Raw genomic sequence first — 14,863 nt, forward strand, 5'->3', positions numbered from 1 at the left:
GGGTCCGTGTCACCCTCCCGGCACGCCGACCCACCCCCGGTCGCCGGCACGGTGGGGGCCCGCAGCGCATACGTGGATCTGCTGCGGGTCCTCGCCATCACGCGCGTGGTCGTCTACCACAGCCTCGGCGTAGCCTGGCTGACCGTCGTGTTCCCGGCGGTGGGCGTGATGTTCGCGCTGGCCGGGTCGCTGATGGCGGCGTCACTGGACCGGCGCGGCGCCGCGGCGGTACCCGGGCGGCTGCGCCGCCTGCTCCCTCCCGTGTGGACGCTCGCCGCGGTCTGCGTACCCGTCATGCTGGCGGGCGGGATGCACCTGGACTGGTCGGTGCTGTGGTGGCTGGTGCCGCTGCACGACCCGCCCGCCGACGCGTGGGGGTCGGCAACCCTCGGCATGATCTGGTACCTGCGGCAGTACCTGTGGTTCGTCCTGGCCTCGCCGCTGGCGCTGCCCGCGTTCCGCCGCTGGCCGGTGGGCTGCCTGCTCGCGCCGCTGGCCCTGCTGGTGGCGCTGAGCCTGACCGGTACCCGGGCGCCCGGGCCGGTCGCCGACCTCGCCCTGTACGGCGACTGCTGGCTGCTCGGCTTCGCCCACCACGACGGTGTCCTGCGCCGACTGCGCCGGTCCACCCTGCTGGTCGCGGCGGGCGCGCTGGCCGCCGCCGGCGGCGGGTGGATCCTGACCCACCCGGGCCCGCGCGGGTACGACCTCAACGACATCCCTCTGGGCAACGCGCTCTGGTCGGCGGCGTTCCTGCTGGTCCTGCTCGGACCGGCGGCACCGGTCGCGACGCGGGTACCGCACCGGGCGGCCCGGCTGCTGACCGCCCTCAACAGCCGGGCGATGACGGTGTACCTGTGGCACCAGACCGCGATCGGGGTCGTGGCGGTGGCCGCCGGCCACTGGCGGATCGACCTGGCCCGGCCGGCGGGCCGGCTGTTCCTGCTCGCCGCGGTGGGCACGCTGCTCGTGCTGGCGGTCGCGAGCTTCGGGTGGGTGGAGGACGTGGCCGCCGGCCGCCCGCCGGCGTTGCTGCCCACCGGCGAGCGGCCGGTGCCGCTGACCACTGCCGAACGGCCGGCTGGCGGCCCGTACCTATCCGGCCCGCTCGCCGCGCAGCGTCGCCCAGACGACCTTGCCGTCTCCGGACACCGCGGTACCCCAATCGGCGGTGCAGGACTCGACGAGGTACAGACCCCGGCCACCGGTGGTCATGCTGGGCCGCCCTGACACCGTCCACGCCGGCATCCGGGGCGGCACCCGGCTGCCGTCGCGCACCGCGAGGTGCAGGTACGGGCCGCGCAGCGTCGCCGTCAGATCCAGGTCGGTACCGGCGTGCAGCACGGCATTGCCGACCAGTTCCGAGATCACCAACTGGGCCGGGTCGGTCAGGTCGGCCAACTCCCACCGGTCGCACACCCCGGCCACCAGCCGGCGCGCGACGGCGGCCGATCCCGGGTCGGCGGGCAGCCGTACCCGGATCCGCCGCAGCCCGGCCTGCGCGTCGAGGGCGGCCGCGAGAGCCAGATCACGGTGCGGGTACACGGGCAGTTCCCGGCCGAGCAGACGGCACACCTCCCGGCCGGTCGCGGTGCCCGGCGCGGCGCACAGCATCAGCGCCACGGCCGGCCCGTGCCGCTGGTGGCGCGGCACCGCCGCGAACACCGACAGCGCCGACCGGTCCGCCACCGCCAGCCTGGTCAGGTCGGCAACGACCGCGAGCGGGAACTCGGCCAGGCACTTCACCAGGACGCCCCGGACCTGCGGAGTGGCGGCGAGGTCCAGTTCGCCCGCGAATCCGACCACGGTGAACGAGTGGTCCAGGTCCCGGTCGACGGTGACGGTCAGCGTGGCCATCGGTACTGCGCGGACGTTCGCCGCCGGGCACGACCCGGCGGGACGATGGTGCCGTGCGCGCCGCGCACGGCGAGCGGGCCGCCGGTCGCCATGACCGGGTGGTACCCGGTAGCGGCCTCCGGTACGCCCCGACCTGCCCTGAAAATTCATCCGACTGACATCGACGGCGATGTAAGCCGGTTCGCCCGGTTCATCCGGAGATATCGGCGATGGCCGGTTACCAGGCCAGGATCATCTCGGTGATCCGTTCCGGCGGGCCGGGGTGGGCGTAGAAGAATCCCTGCCCGGAGTCGCAGCCCACCGCCCGCAGCCGGTCTGCCTGCATCCGCGTCTCCACGCCCTCGGCGGTGACGGTCAGGTCGAGCGCGTGCGCGAGCTGCACCAGCGTCGCGACCATCCGCTCGCCGGCCCGGTCCGCGTGGCCCGGACGGCGGCCCTGGGTGCGCAGCCCGTCCACGAACGAGCCGGCCAGCTTGATCGCCTGTACCGGCAGGGTACGCAGGTAGGTGAGGTTGGAGTAGCCGGTGCCGAAGTCGTCGATCGCGATCCGCACGCCCATCGCGGCGAGCTTGGTGAGCGCGGCGAGGGGCTCGTGTCCGGGGCCGATGAGCGCACTCTCGGTCAGTTCCAGCTGAAGGTACGCCGGTTCGAGGCCGGTACGGTCGAGGATAGCGGCGACGTCGTCGACGAGGCTCGGCTCCTGAGCCTGCCGCACGGCGAGGTTGACGCTGATCAGCGGTGCCGCGTCCCCGGCGAGGTCGCGCCATTGGCGGCCCTGCCGGCACGCCTCCTCGAGCACCCACAGGCCGAGCGGGACGATCATCCCGGTCTCCTCCGCGAGGGCCACGAACCGGTCCGGGGCGAGCCGGCCGAGCCGGGGGTGCCGCCAGCGAACCAGGGCCTCGGCGCCGATGATGGTGTCGCCGCCACAGAGCACCAGCGGCTGGTAGTCCAGCACGAACTCGCCGCGGTCGAGGGCGCCGGGCATCGAGGCCGACAGCTCGTAGCGGGCCACCTCCCGGTCGGTGCGGTCGGCGTCGAACAGCGCCCACCGCCCCTTGCCGTCGGCCTTCGCCCAGTACAGGGTGATGTCGGCGGCGCGCATCAGCTCCGCCGGCGTGGTTGCGGCGCAGTCGCGGTCGACGATGCCGATGCTCGCCGTCACCGCCAGCCGGTGCCCACCCGCCCCGACCGGCTGGGCCAGCGCGTCGAGCACCGCCTCGGCGAGCGCGACGACCTCACCGGTGGACCGGTGATCGTGGATGAGGATGACGAACTCGTCGCCGCCCATCCGGGCGACCAGGTGCCCGGCCCGGGAGACGCGCTCGTGCAGCCGGTGGGCCACGGCGATGAGCAGCTCGTCGCCGACGTCGTGGCCGAAACTGTCGTTGACCGCCTTGAACCCGTCGAGATCGATGTAGCAGACCGCGACCCGGTCACCGGTGCCGGCCGACTCGAACAGCTCATAGAGCCGGTCGAACAGCAGGGTGCGGTTGGGCAGGCCGGTGAGCGGGTCGTGCAGCGCCTGGTGGCGCAGGCGCAGCTGCTGCTGGTGCCGCTCGGTGACGTCTTCGACCATGACCGACTGGAACCGGGGCTCGCCGTGCTCGCCGCGGATGAGGGAGCCGGCCAACTGCGCCCAGAACACCTGCCCGTCCCGGCGGCACACCTGCTGGTCGGTGCGGACCCGGTCCCGCTCGGCGCGGCCGAGCTCGGCGAACAGCTCGGCGACGGCCGCCGCCCCGGCGGGGTGCACGAAGTCGGCGATCCGGCGCCCGCACAGCTCCTCGCGGGTGTAGCCGGTCATTTCCGCGAGGGTGCCGTTGGCATCGACCAGGCGGCCACCGAGGTCGGCGATGCCGATACCGAAGGGCGCCCCGGCGAACACCGCCCGGAATCTCGCCTCGGTGGCCCGCAGCGCCGCTTCGGTGTCGACCCGGGCCACGGCGGCGGCAGCCCGGATCTCCTCCTGCGCGTCGCGTGTGCGTTCCCGCAGCGCCTGGGTGAACCCCTCGGCCAGCGCGCCGAGCAGCCGCAGCACCCGGCCGTCGCCCGGCCGTCCGAGCCCGGCGCCGAGCACCTCGACGGTGCGGCCGAGCGCCTCGCCTCCGGTGATGTCGGCCGCGACCAGGTCGGCTCCGGCCCGCCGGCCGGGCGTGGCGTCGAACGGTTCGGCGTCGAGCGCGTCGGCCAACCGGCGCACCAGGTCGCGCAGGAGCGCGCGGAGCCGGGCCATGCCCGGGTGGGCGCAGCCGGTGTCGACGACGGCCTGGGCCCAGCGACGGGCGAGGCCGTCGAGGTCGACGCGGTCCGTACCGGCGACGGTCACGTGGGTCATGACCTCCGCCCCGCCGTCAGCGCACCCGCTTCCTCGCGCGGCGCGTCCGGCATCGGCCGGGCGACCTCACCCGTCACCTCGCCGTCGGCGTCGTCGCGCGAACCGCCGGGACGGCGCTCGCACCTCCGGGCCGCGCGCGGTCGAGCGAGGCCGGCGCCGTCCGGCAGCACAGCCTGGCGCTCCACAGCCCAACCGCTCGTCACGCGAGCAGCCTAGGGGCTCCCCCGCACCCGGCGGTACCCGTCGTTCCGTCGAATCCGTCAGCCGCGGCACTCCCGCGCCACGAAGAGCACTGCCAGCGACGATGCGGTGACGCGGAAGCGTCACCGCAGCCCGGACGTCGACGGTGTCATGGACACGGCTGCATCATCGCCACGAAATACCTAAATATGGCTGTGGAGTGTTCGCGATCGGGCGCCGCCGCGCCCGCGGAGCCGAGCGGCGGGTACGGCGTACCGGTCCCGCACGTCAACGGTGCCGCCCGTTCGGCAGCCTCGGCAGCACGACGGTCCGCTGGTCGCCCGCGTACGAGCCGGTGGCCTGTACGGGAATCCGGACGGGGGCACGATCGGTGACGTCGCCGGCGGCGGCCCGGCCCGCCCGCCCACGGTCGGCGACCCTGTCCGCCCGCTCGCGGTCGGCGACCCTGTCCGCCCGCTGGCCATCCTTGCGCATCGACAGCCCCACCGTGACGTAGGCGAGTGCGGTGACGACGACACAGGCCAGGATGCTGATCGGCAGCAGCAGTGCGAGCGCGCTGACGCCCGTGATCGCGGTGGGCTGGGAGGTCAGGGTGACCCGGATGGCCGACATGCCCGTGTAGTGCATGCTGGAGACCGCCAGGCCCATCAGGAGCGCGGCCGTCACGGTAGCGGCACCGCCGCGGCGGATGTACAGGGCGAACCACAGCGCGGCGGTGGCCGCGACGATCGCGATCACCACCGATGCCGTGACCCGGACAGGATCGAACGACATGACACCGCCCAGGCGCATCGCGGCCATTCCGGTGTAGTGCATCGCCGCGACCCCGATCCCGGTGATCGGGCCGCCGATGAGCAGCTTCGACGACCTGGGGCTGCCCATGCCGACGATGAACAGCCCGATCCCGACGATGACGACGGCGATGACCACGCTCACCACCGTGGTCGGCACGTCGTAACGCACAACCGTGTCCGGCACGTCGAATCCGATCATCGCCATGAAGTGCATGAGCCAGATCCCGGTGCCACCGATCGCGACGGCCGCCAGTGCGAGCCAGCGGGCCCGCGCCGCGCCCTCCACCTCGCGGGCCCGGGCTGCGAGTATGAGACCGAGCAGAGACCCCAGGAACGACATGACGTACGCCAACGTGGGACTTGTCCACCCGTACGCGAAGTGATGCACTTCCGACACGAAAATTCCCTTTCACCGCCAGTGGCCGTGATGGCACGGACACCTCACGTTCGACGACTACCGGGGGGATTCAGCCACTTTCGACCGCCGGGCCGTCGCACACGGTGTGCGAGTCGCAGCGACGGTTGTCGACCGGTGACGCCGGGGATGGAATACCGACGATCCGGGTAGGATGACGCCGTCGGTCGACATTCCACCGTCGAGACGGGCACGGCGGCCGGCCGGACGCGCCATAGCCAGAAATCTCCATCGGGACTCTCCGCGGACAGTCCACCCGGCACCTCACAGGACACCTCTCCACCGGGTGCCCCCGCCGGGAGCAACGGCATTCTCCAGCCGGGAGACTTGCGCAAATGTGAGAAATTCTCATGCCCACTGTCCGTGAGCGAACGGTGGCCGTATCGTGTTCGACACCGACACCTCGCGGGGCGCCGTCGCCACATTCCCCGATCAGCGACCCGCTGCCGCACCTACGGTCGACGCGGACCGGCGATCCAGATCACGTTTGATGGACATCTGCCGAGGAAATAGACCGGGGAAAACGGAGAGGTACCTGTGAGCGAGCAGTACCGGTTCGTCGTCGTCGCCAACCGCCTACCGGTCGACGAGATGGTAGACGAGGACGGCAAGCGCGAGTGGACCCGTAGTCCCGGCGGCCTGGTCAGCGCCCTGCACCCGATCGTGCGCGCCCACAACGGTGCCTGGATCGGCTGGTCCGGCGGCACCGGCGAGGCACCCGAGCCCTTCGACTTCGACGGCATGTGGCTGCACCCCATCCCACTGTCGGCCCAGGAGCTGGACTACTACTACGAGGGCGAGTCCAACGCCACCATCTGGCCGCTCTACCACGACGCGGTGGAGACGCCGTCGTTCCACCGGCACTGGCGTGAGGCGTACCGGCGGGTCAACCGCCGTTTCGCCGAGGCCGCCGCGGCGGCCGCCGCCCCCGGCGCCACCGTCTGGGTGCACGACTACCAGCTCCAGCTCGTCCCGGCGATGCTCCGGCAACTCCGCCCTGACCTGCGCATCGGCTTCTTCCTGCACATCCCGTTCCCGCCGGTGGAGCTGTTCATGCAGCTGCCGTGGCGGACCAGCATCCTGGAAGGACTGCTCGGTGCCGACCTCGTCGGCTTCCAGCGCCCCGGCGGCGCGGAGAACTTCCTACGGCTCACCCGAACCCTGCTGGGGCTCGAACCCGAGGGCGACCACGTGGTCGTCGACGGGCGCACGGTCACCGCCCGCGCGTTCCCGATCTCGATCGACGTCGCCGAGATGGAACGGCTCGCGGCCGACCCACACATCCGCGACCGGGCCCAACAGCTCAGCACGGAGCTGGGCGGGCACCGCCGGCTGCTGCTCGGCGTGGATCGGCTCGACTACACCAAGGGCATCGAGCACCGGCTCAAGGCGTACCGGGAGCTGCTCGCCGAGGGTCGCCTGTCCAATCGGGAGGTGGCGCTCGTGCAGGTGGCCACGCCGAGCCGGCTGCGCGTCGCCCAGTACCGCCAGCTACGGGAGCGGGTCGAGCGCGAGGTCGGCCGGATCAACGGCGAGTTCGGCGAGGTCGGCCTGGCACCGGTGCACTACCTCTTCCGCTCGTACGACCGCGAGGAGCTGCTCGCGCTCTACCTCGCGGCGGACGTGATGGTGGTGACCCCGTTGCGCGACGGCATGAACCTCGTCGCCAAGGAGTACGTCACCGCGCGTACCGATGACACGGGCGCGCTGGTGCTCAGCGAGTTCACCGGCGCCGCCGCGGAACTGCCGGAGGCGTTTCTGGTCAACCCGCACGACGTGGACGGGCTCAAGGAGGCGTTCGTGGCGGCCCTGAACACGCCGGCCGAGGAGCGCCGCGACCGGATGCGCCGGATGCGCGCGCACGTGGGCAGCCACGACGTGACCCGGTGGGCCCGGGATTTCCTGGCCGATCTGGGCGAGGTCGGCAGCGCCTGCCCGACCCGCTAGTACCCGTCCCGCCGGGCGCCACAAGAACGGCTGAAGATCTGCGCAATGTCGCGAACTTTGCTGCTTACCGGGCACCTGATACCGCAATGTTCGCGACATTGCGCAGATCTTGAGTGGTGATTTTGCCCGTTTTGCCGCTATAGCTGCGATTCGTTCTTCATGATCGGTGGGTGCGACCGATGTTGGCCGTCCCCGGTCCGGTACCGACCGGACCGGACTGGGCGTTCGAGTTCAAGTGGGACGGCGTACGGGCGATCGTCGAGGTCCGGGGCGCGGCGGTCCGGACGTTCAGCCGCGGCGGCCGGGACGTCACCGCCGGCTACCCGGAGCTCGCGACACTCCCCGACCTGCTCGGCGGGCGGCACGCGGTACTCGACGGGGAGATCGTCGCCATCGGCGGTACCGGCGTGCCGAGCTTCGCGGTGCTCCAGCAGCGGATGCACGTCCCCGCCCCCGCCACCCGGCTGCTGGCCGGTGTGCCGGTCCAGCTCTACGTGTTCGACGTGCTCGCCCTCGACGGCCGGGGCACCGCCGACCTGCCCTACCGGCGGCGCCGGGAGCTGCTCGACGGCCTCGGGCTGCGCGGCCCGGTGGTCCACGCGCCGCCGCACTTCACCGGTCACGGCGGTGACGTGCTGACCGCCGCTCGCGAGACCGGCCTGGAAGGGGTCGTGGCCAAGCGGCTGGACTCGCCGTACCGCCCGGGCATACGGTCACCGCACTGGGTCAAGACGCCGCTCACCGTGACCACCGAGGTGGTCGTGGTCGGCTGGAAGCCCGGTGCGGGCCGGCGTACGGGCACGGTCGGCTCGCTGCTCATGGGCGGTCACGACGCCGACGGCCGGCTGACCTACCTCGGACACGTCGGCACCGGGCTGACCGAAGCCGCGCTCGACCTCCTGCGCGACCGGCTCGCCCCGCTGGCCCGCGCCACTCCGCCGCTGGACCCCCCACCACCCCGCGAGTACGCCCGCGGCGCCCGCTGGGTGCAGCCGGTCCTGGTCGGTGAGGTGGCCTACCGCGCCGTGACGCCCGACGGTCGGCTGCGCCACCCCTCCTGGCGCGGTCTGCGCACCGATCGCGACCCGCGCGAGGTGGGGCGGCCGGATCCGCGGTGACGGAGCGAGACCGCGGGGACGGAGCGAGACCGCGGGGACGGGGCGAGACCGCAGGGACGGCGGCGCCCGCCGCGTACCGTACGTCGCTCCTGCGCACCGCACTAGGATCAAAGAGCGCCCGAACGGCGGGAGGACTGCGATGCGACCCCCGAAGCCGCCGCACGAGGCGGAGCGGCTGCGGGCCCTGCACGAGTTCACGATCCTCGACACTCCGCCCGAACCGGACTACGACGAGGTCGTCGCGCTCGCGGCGCACATCTGCGCGGTCCCGATGTCGCTGATCAACCTGATCGACGCGGACCGGCAGTGGTCCAAGGCACGCATCGGCGTCGACGAGGTCGAGGTCCCCCGGGAGGTGTCGTTCTGCGCGCACACGATCCTGGGCACCGACCCGATCGTCGTGCCGGACGCGACCGCCGACCCCCGCTTCGCCGACAACCCCTACGTGGTCCGGGACCCGGGTGTCCGGTTCTACGCCGGCGCGCCCCTGCTCACCACCGAGGGGTACGCCCTGGGCACCCTCTGCGTGGTCGACCGGTCGCCACGGCAGCTCGGACGCTCCCAGCTCAAGGCGTTGCGGGCGCTGTCGCGCCAGGTCATCGCGCAGCTCGAACTGCGCCGCTTCACCGTGTTGCTGGCCGGCGGGACGGTGCGGCTGCGCGAACTGGAGCGGCGCCTGGAGGATCTCGCCGGGCTGGCCGGGCGACTGCGCGAACCGCTCGGTTCGCTGCGCGCCTGGCTCGCCGCCCCGGACGAGCCGGACGTCCGGGACGCCGTCGCCGCACACGCCGGCCCGTTGCGCCGGCTCGTCGACGACCTGCTGGCTCTGGTGGACCCGGCGTCGGCACCGGCGCTATGCCGGCGCCTGGTGGACCTGAGCCAACTGGTCCAGCGCGCCGCCGAGGCGGTCCGGCCGATCGCCGACACCCGCAGCGTCCCGGTGCTGTGCACGTCCGTCACGCCGACCCCGATCCACGCCGACCCGGCCCGCCTCGAACAGGCGCTCACCCATCTGCTGTTCAGCGCCGTCAAGTACGCCCCGGCCGGGGGCCGGCTGGAGGTCTTCAGCGGACCGGACACCATCCCGACGGTACGGGTACGGGACCGGGACGTCGGACGCGAGCGGCCCGGTCTGTTCGACCACTTCCTGCAGCAGGCGGTACAGCGGCCGCCCGGCGACCCGCCCCGCCGCGGGCTCTGCGCGGCCAAGACCGTCTTCGACGCACACCGGGCGACGGTGACGATGTACGACCGTCCCGGCGAGGGCACCACGCTGCACGTCACGTTCCCCGGCGCGGGCGAGCCCGGCCCCGGTGCCGGCTGACCGGACCGTCCCGGCCCGCGCCCGGCTCAGCCGATCTCCTCGTCGACGAAGCACCAGCGCCACCACTCCCCCTCCTCGAAGGAGCGGATCACCGGGTGCCCGGTCCGTGCGAAGTGCTCGGTGGCGTGCCGGCGCGGCGAGGAGTCACAGCAGCCCACGTACCCGCACGCCAGGCACAGTCGCAGGTGTACCCAGTCGTGGCGGCCCTCGTCGAGGCAGCCGGCGCAGCCGGCGAGCGTGACCGGTGTCGGCTCGGTCGAGCCGACACCGTCGAGGTGCGGGCAGCTCATTGGTCCTCCCGTTGCAGCAACGATTCCTCCAGGTCCATGTCGCGCTGTGCCCGGCGCAGCACCTCCTCCGGGATCTTGCCCTCGTCCCGGGCCCGCCGGAACACCTCCCGCTCGGCGTCGAGCATCGCGCGGCGCAGCCGGCTGTACGCCTCCGACGGCGTCTCCTGCCGCCGCCCGCCCAGCCGCTCCCAGGCCAGGTTGGTCCGGTCGGACAGCAGCGTCCGCAGCCGTTCGAGCACCGAGTCGGGTACCGGCCCGTCGCGGTTGGCCAACTCCTCCAGCCGGGCGCGCGCCGCCCGGGCCGCCGCCTGCTGCACCGACGCCTCGGCGAGCGCGTCCACCTTCGGGTCGTCGGCGGGTATCCGCAGCCACCTCGCCATGACCGGCAGGGTCATGCCCTGGAGGACCAGCGTTCCCACGATCACCGAGAATGCCAGCCAGACGAACAGGTCCCGGGGGTAGGGCCGGCCGTCGGCCAGGGTGGGCGGCAGTGCGAGCGCCGCGGCGAGGGTGACCACACCGCGCATCCCCGCCCAGGCGGTGACCGTCGGGTACCGCAGCGGCGGCGCCGGGTCGTGCCGGCGGATCCGGGGGATCAGCCGGGCCAGGTAGGTCACCGGGTATGTCCAGACGAAGCGGGACACCACCACGACCACGAGCACCACGATCGTGGCCCTGGCCACCACGCCCAGCGGGGTGTTCAGGTCGTGCACGATGAACCGCAACTGCAGGCCGACCAGCAGGAAGACGATGCCCTCCAGCAGGAACTTGACCATGCGCCAGAAGGCGTCCATCTGCAGTCGCGAGGCCGCCGACATCAGCGTCGGGTACCGGTGCCCCAGGTACAGGCCGGTCACCACGACCGCCACCACGCCGGAGGCGTGCACCTGCTCGGCGGGCACGTAGACCACCCACGGCACGAGCAACGACACGGCGTTGTCGATCAGCGGCTGGGTGACCCGGCGGTGGATCCAGGCCAGCACGACGGCGCCGAGCCCGCCGATCAGCACGCCGCCCCCGGCGGCGAGCAGGGCGTCGCCGGCCACGCCGAGCGGGGTCAGGATGTGGCCGGTGGCGGCGGCCACCGCCACGCGGAACAGCACCAGCGCGGTCGCGTCGTTGACGAGGCTTTCGCCTTCGAGGATCGCGACGATGCGGCGGGGCAGCCCGATGCGCCGGGCCACCGCGGTGGCGGCGACCGCGTCCGGCGGGGCGACGATCGCGCCCAGGGCCATCGTCGCGGCCAGCGGCACGGCGGGCAGCAGCAGGTGCACGGTGTACCCGACGCAGACGGTGGTGAACAGCACCAGCCCGACCGCGAGCAGCAGGATCGGGCGCAGGTTGTGCCGGAAGGCGGGTACCGACGTTTCCACCGCGGCCACGTACAGCAGGGGCGGCAGTACACCGAACAGCACGACGTCGGGCTCCAGGCGCACCTGCGGGACGGCGGCCACGAACGACAGCGCCAGTCCGACGATGACGAGCAGGATCGGCGACAGCGCGCCGAGTCGGCGCGCCACCACGGAGACCGCCACGACGGTCGTCACCAACCCGACCACGACCACCAGCAGCGTCACCCGTTGAGCCTACGTCCCCGATCGATCTCGCCGGGCCGGGAGTGATCGGACCGGCAACCGGCCGTGACGCGCGGAATAACCACCGCCGCGGCGGGAACGCACCCGGGATGGGGACTCTCGTCGCCGACGCCGTCGTGGCGCGGCTGCGGGCGTGGGGGGTACGCACGGTCTTCGGGTACTCCGGCGACGGCCTCGAAGGGCTGCTCGGGGCGCTCACCCGGGCCGGTACGCCGGAGTTCGTCCAGGCCCGCCACGAGGAGTCGGCGGCGTTCATGGCGACCGCGCACGCCAAGTACACCGGTGAGCTGAGCGCCTGCGCCTCCACCCGCGGCCCGGGCGCGGTACACCTGCTCGGCGGCCTCTACGACGCCCGCCACGACCACACTCCGGTCCTCGCCGTCCTGGGCGAACAGGCCGGGTCGGTCGCGGCCTACCAGCACGGCCCGGACCCGCGGCTGCTCTACCAGGACGTGGCCGGCGGGTTCTGCGCGGAGCTGCGCAGCGCCGCCGACGCCCGGACGCTGGTCGACCGGGCGGCCCGGCACGCGGTCGCCACCCGCGGCCCGGCGGTCCTGGTGATCCCGCACGACATGCAGTACCGGCAACTGCCCGCCGGGGCGCCGGACGGACGGCCGGCCGGGTACGGCCCGGCCCGGATAGTGCCCGACGAGGTCGATCTGCGGGCCGCGGCCCAGGTGCTCAACGCCGGGCAGCGGGTCGCCATCCTCGTCGGCCAGGGCGCACTGGGGGCGGCCGCCGAGATCGTCGGCGTCGCCGACCGGCTCGCGGCCGGCGTCGGGTACGCCCTGCTGGGCAAGCCGGCGCTGGACAACCGGCTGCCGTTCGTCACCGGGCCGACCGGGCACCTCGGCACGACCGCCAGCTACGAGCTCATGCGCGACTGCGACACGCTGCTGATGGTCGGCACCGACGAGCCGTGGTCGGAGTACCTGCCGGCGGTCGGCCAGGCCCGCGCGGTTCAGGTCGACATCGACGGCCGGCGCCTCGGCTACCGGTACCCCACGCAGGTCAACCTGCTCGGCGACGCCGCGCTCACGCTGCGCGCCCTGCTGCCGCTGCTGCGCGAGCGCACCGACCGGTCCTGGCGTACCCGGATCGAGGAGTCGGTCCTGGAGTGGCGCCGGCTGGTGGCCCGGCTCGGTGCCGAGCCGGCCCGGTGGCTCAACCCGCACCTGGTCTTCGCGGAACTGAACGCGCGCCTGCCCGAGCGGGTGCTCATCGGCGTCGACGTCGGTTCCTCGGTGTACTGGTACGCCCGTCAGCTCTACCTGCGGCCAGGCATGGTGGCCCACCTGTCGGGGACGTTCGCGGCGATGGGCTGCGGGGTGCCGTACGGGCTGGCCGCCAAGCTCGCCCACCCCGACCGACCGGTGCTGGTGGTGGCCGGCGACGGTGCCATGCAGATGCTCGGCATGGCGGAGCTGATCAGCGTCGCCCGGTACCGGGACCGCTTCACCGACCCGCGCTTCGTCATCCTGGTCCTGCACAACAACGACCTGGGCGAGGTGAGCTGGGAGCAGCGCGAGCTCGACGGCGACCCGCGGTTCGCCGCCTCTCAGGCGCTGCCCGACGTCGACTACGCCGGGCACGCGCGACTGCTCGGCCTGGACGCGGTCCGGGTCGAGCGGCCCGACGAGGTCGACCCGGCCCTGGACCGGGCGTTCACGGCCGGCGCGCCGGTGCTCGTGGACGCCGTGATCGAACCCGCGGTGCCGCTCGTACCGCCGCACCTGGCGCCGGCGCAGGCCCGACGCATCGACGACTCGCTGCGCGCGGAGGGCGAGTTCGGCAGCCAGGCCCGACGGCTGCTGGCCGCCCACTCGGAGATCGAGTTCGACCGTACGCCGTGAGCGGCGCCGGGTCCGCGACCCGCCGGCCGGGGTGCGCCGTGAGAGGGTGGGCGCATGGTCATCTATGTGGGGTCGTACACGCCCGACGCCGGCGGTGCGGGTACCGGCGTCTCGGTCTGGGATGCGCGGCTGCGCCCGGCCGCTCGTGAGGTCGCGCTGCCGGCCCCGTCCTGGCTGGTCGCCCACCCGTCCGCGGCGGTGCTGTTCGCGGTGAACGAACTCGACTCCGGCGGGGTGACGACGCTGGCCCGGGGGGCCGACGGCGCGCTGGCGGTGGTCGCCCGGCAGCCCAGCGGCGGCGCGGCGCCGTGCCACCTGTCGGTCACCGCGGACGGCCGGCACCTGCTGTGCGCCAACTACGGCAGCGGCAGCGTCGCCGTGTTCGCCGTCGGCGCCGACGGTACCCTCGGCGCCCGCACCGACCTGGTAACCCACCACGGTGCGGGGGCGGACCCGCAGCGCCAGGAGGGCCCGCACGCGCACCAGGTGGTCGCCGACGGCGCCGGGGCGATCGCCGTCGACCTGGGTACCGACACCTTGCACGGGTACCGCCTCACCCCGGACGGCACGCTGGAACCCACCTGGACGACCCGCGCCGGCGCCGGGGTCGGCCCCCGGCACCTGGTCACCGGCCGGGCCGGGCGCCGGTACGTCGCCGACGAGCTCGCCGGCACGGTGTCGGTGTACGACCCGGACCCCGCGACCGGGGGCCTGCGGCTGGTGCACCGCCGGCCGGCGACCCTGACCGAGCCGACGGGCGCGACCCTGCCGTCGGAGATCGCGCTCTCGCCGGACGGGCGGTACCTCTACGTCGGCAACCGCGGCGCCGACACTGTCACCACGTTCGCCGTCGACGGCGACGGGCTGGCCGGGGTCGATGAGACGCCCTGCGGCGGGCACTGGCCGCGCCACCTGGTCGTCGACGGCGACCTGATGTACGTGGCGAACGAGCGCTCGCACGCCGTCACCGTGCTGCGGGTCGACCCGGACACCGGGATCCCCCGCCTGACCGGCGACCGCATCGAGGTCCCCAGCCCCGCCTGCGTCCTGGTCGACCGGTAGCCGGTACGGAAGACGTTTCGGCCCCCCGGTCGCGCGGGCATGAACGCTGTCAATCGAGCAGCGGGGCAG

General features: G+C 73.4%; 11 protein-coding genes and 1 pseudogene. 6 read left to right on the top strand and 6 right to left on the bottom strand.

Features of this window, described 5'->3' with window-relative positions:
• The first annotated feature begins 6 nt into the window (after positions 1–6).
• The gene (locus ACNTMW_RS14365) at positions 7–1,230 is read left to right on the top strand and encodes an acyltransferase family protein (protein ID WP_426634025.1); all 1,224 of its coding nucleotides are present in this window, start codon (positions 7–9) and stop codon (positions 1,228–1,230) included.
• Here ACNTMW_RS14365 and ACNTMW_RS14370 read toward each other — a convergent pair.
• The 4 genes and pseudogenes from ACNTMW_RS14370 to ACNTMW_RS14385 all read right to left on the bottom strand — a co-directional run.
• A pseudogene (locus ACNTMW_RS14370) lies at positions 1,180–2,007 on the bottom strand (hypothetical protein); the annotation flags it as partial. The gene ACNTMW_RS14365 and the pseudogene ACNTMW_RS14370 overlap by 51 nt on opposite strands.
• 67 nt (positions 2,008–2,074) lie before the next feature.
• Complete coding sequence (locus tag ACNTMW_RS14375; protein WP_426634026.1) at positions 2,075–4,195, bottom strand: putative bifunctional diguanylate cyclase/phosphodiesterase; 2,121 nt, start codon at positions 4,193–4,195, stop codon at positions 2,075–2,077.
• On the bottom strand, positions 4,192–4,398 hold the full coding sequence (locus ACNTMW_RS14380; RefSeq protein ID WP_426634027.1) for a hypothetical protein: 207 nt from the start codon (positions 4,396–4,398) through the stop codon (positions 4,192–4,194). The genes ACNTMW_RS14375 and ACNTMW_RS14380 overlap by 4 nt, the downstream gene beginning before the upstream one ends.
• A 265-nt stretch (positions 4,399–4,663) precedes the next feature.
• Positions 4,664–5,587 carry an MHYT domain-containing protein gene (locus tag ACNTMW_RS14385; RefSeq protein WP_426634028.1) on the bottom strand — a complete coding sequence of 308 codons (924 nt, stop codon included), beginning with the start codon at positions 5,585–5,587 and terminating at the stop codon, positions 4,664–4,666.
• A gap of 555 nt (positions 5,588–6,142) precedes the next feature.
• Between ACNTMW_RS14385 and ACNTMW_RS14390 the strand changes: the two genes are divergently transcribed.
• From ACNTMW_RS14390 to ACNTMW_RS14400, 3 genes are all read left to right on the top strand, one after another.
• Positions 6,143–7,552, top strand: coding sequence for an alpha,alpha-trehalose-phosphate synthase (UDP-forming) (locus tag ACNTMW_RS14390; protein WP_426634029.1), 1,410 nt, complete (start codon positions 6,143–6,145; stop codon positions 7,550–7,552).
• A gap of 179 nt (positions 7,553–7,731) precedes the next feature.
• Complete coding sequence (gene ligD, locus ACNTMW_RS14395) at positions 7,732–8,670, top strand: non-homologous end-joining DNA ligase (protein WP_426634194.1); 939 nt, start codon at positions 7,732–7,734, stop codon at positions 8,668–8,670.
• Between the two features lie 139 nt (positions 8,671–8,809).
• Positions 8,810–9,994 (top strand): GAF domain-containing sensor histidine kinase, encoded by a 1,185-nt coding sequence (locus ACNTMW_RS14400; protein WP_426634030.1) that lies wholly within the window; start codon positions 8,810–8,812, stop codon positions 9,992–9,994.
• Between the two features lie 26 nt (positions 9,995–10,020).
• On the opposite strand, the gene ACNTMW_RS14405 is transcribed toward ACNTMW_RS14400, so the two are convergent.
• Positions 10,021–10,284: a UBP-type zinc finger domain-containing protein gene (locus ACNTMW_RS14405; protein ID WP_426634031.1), complete on the bottom strand. Its 264-nt coding sequence runs from the start codon at positions 10,282–10,284 to the stop codon at positions 10,021–10,023.
• Positions 10,281–11,861, bottom strand: a complete 1,581-nt coding sequence (locus ACNTMW_RS14410) for a Na+/H+ antiporter (protein WP_426634032.1) — start codon at positions 11,859–11,861, stop codon at positions 10,281–10,283. The genes ACNTMW_RS14405 and ACNTMW_RS14410 overlap by 4 nt, the downstream gene beginning before the upstream one ends.
• Positions 11,862–11,968: 107 nt before the next feature.
• On the opposite strand from ACNTMW_RS14410, the gene ACNTMW_RS14415 reads away from it, so the two are divergent.
• Both ACNTMW_RS14415 and ACNTMW_RS14420 read left to right on the top strand, forming a co-directional pair.
• Positions 11,969–13,732, top strand: coding sequence for a thiamine pyrophosphate-requiring protein (locus tag ACNTMW_RS14415; RefSeq protein WP_426634033.1), 1,764 nt, complete (start codon positions 11,969–11,971; stop codon positions 13,730–13,732).
• Between the two features lie 54 nt (positions 13,733–13,786).
• On the top strand, positions 13,787–14,794 hold the full coding sequence (locus tag ACNTMW_RS14420; protein ID WP_426634034.1) for a lactonase family protein: 1,008 nt from the start codon (positions 13,787–13,789) through the stop codon (positions 14,792–14,794).
• Positions 14,795–14,863 lie beyond the last annotated feature (69 nt).

It is taken from the genome of Planosporangium spinosum, from assembly GCF_049999945.1.
Lineage (GTDB): Bacteria > Actinomycetota > Actinomycetes > Mycobacteriales > Micromonosporaceae > Planosporangium > Planosporangium spinosum.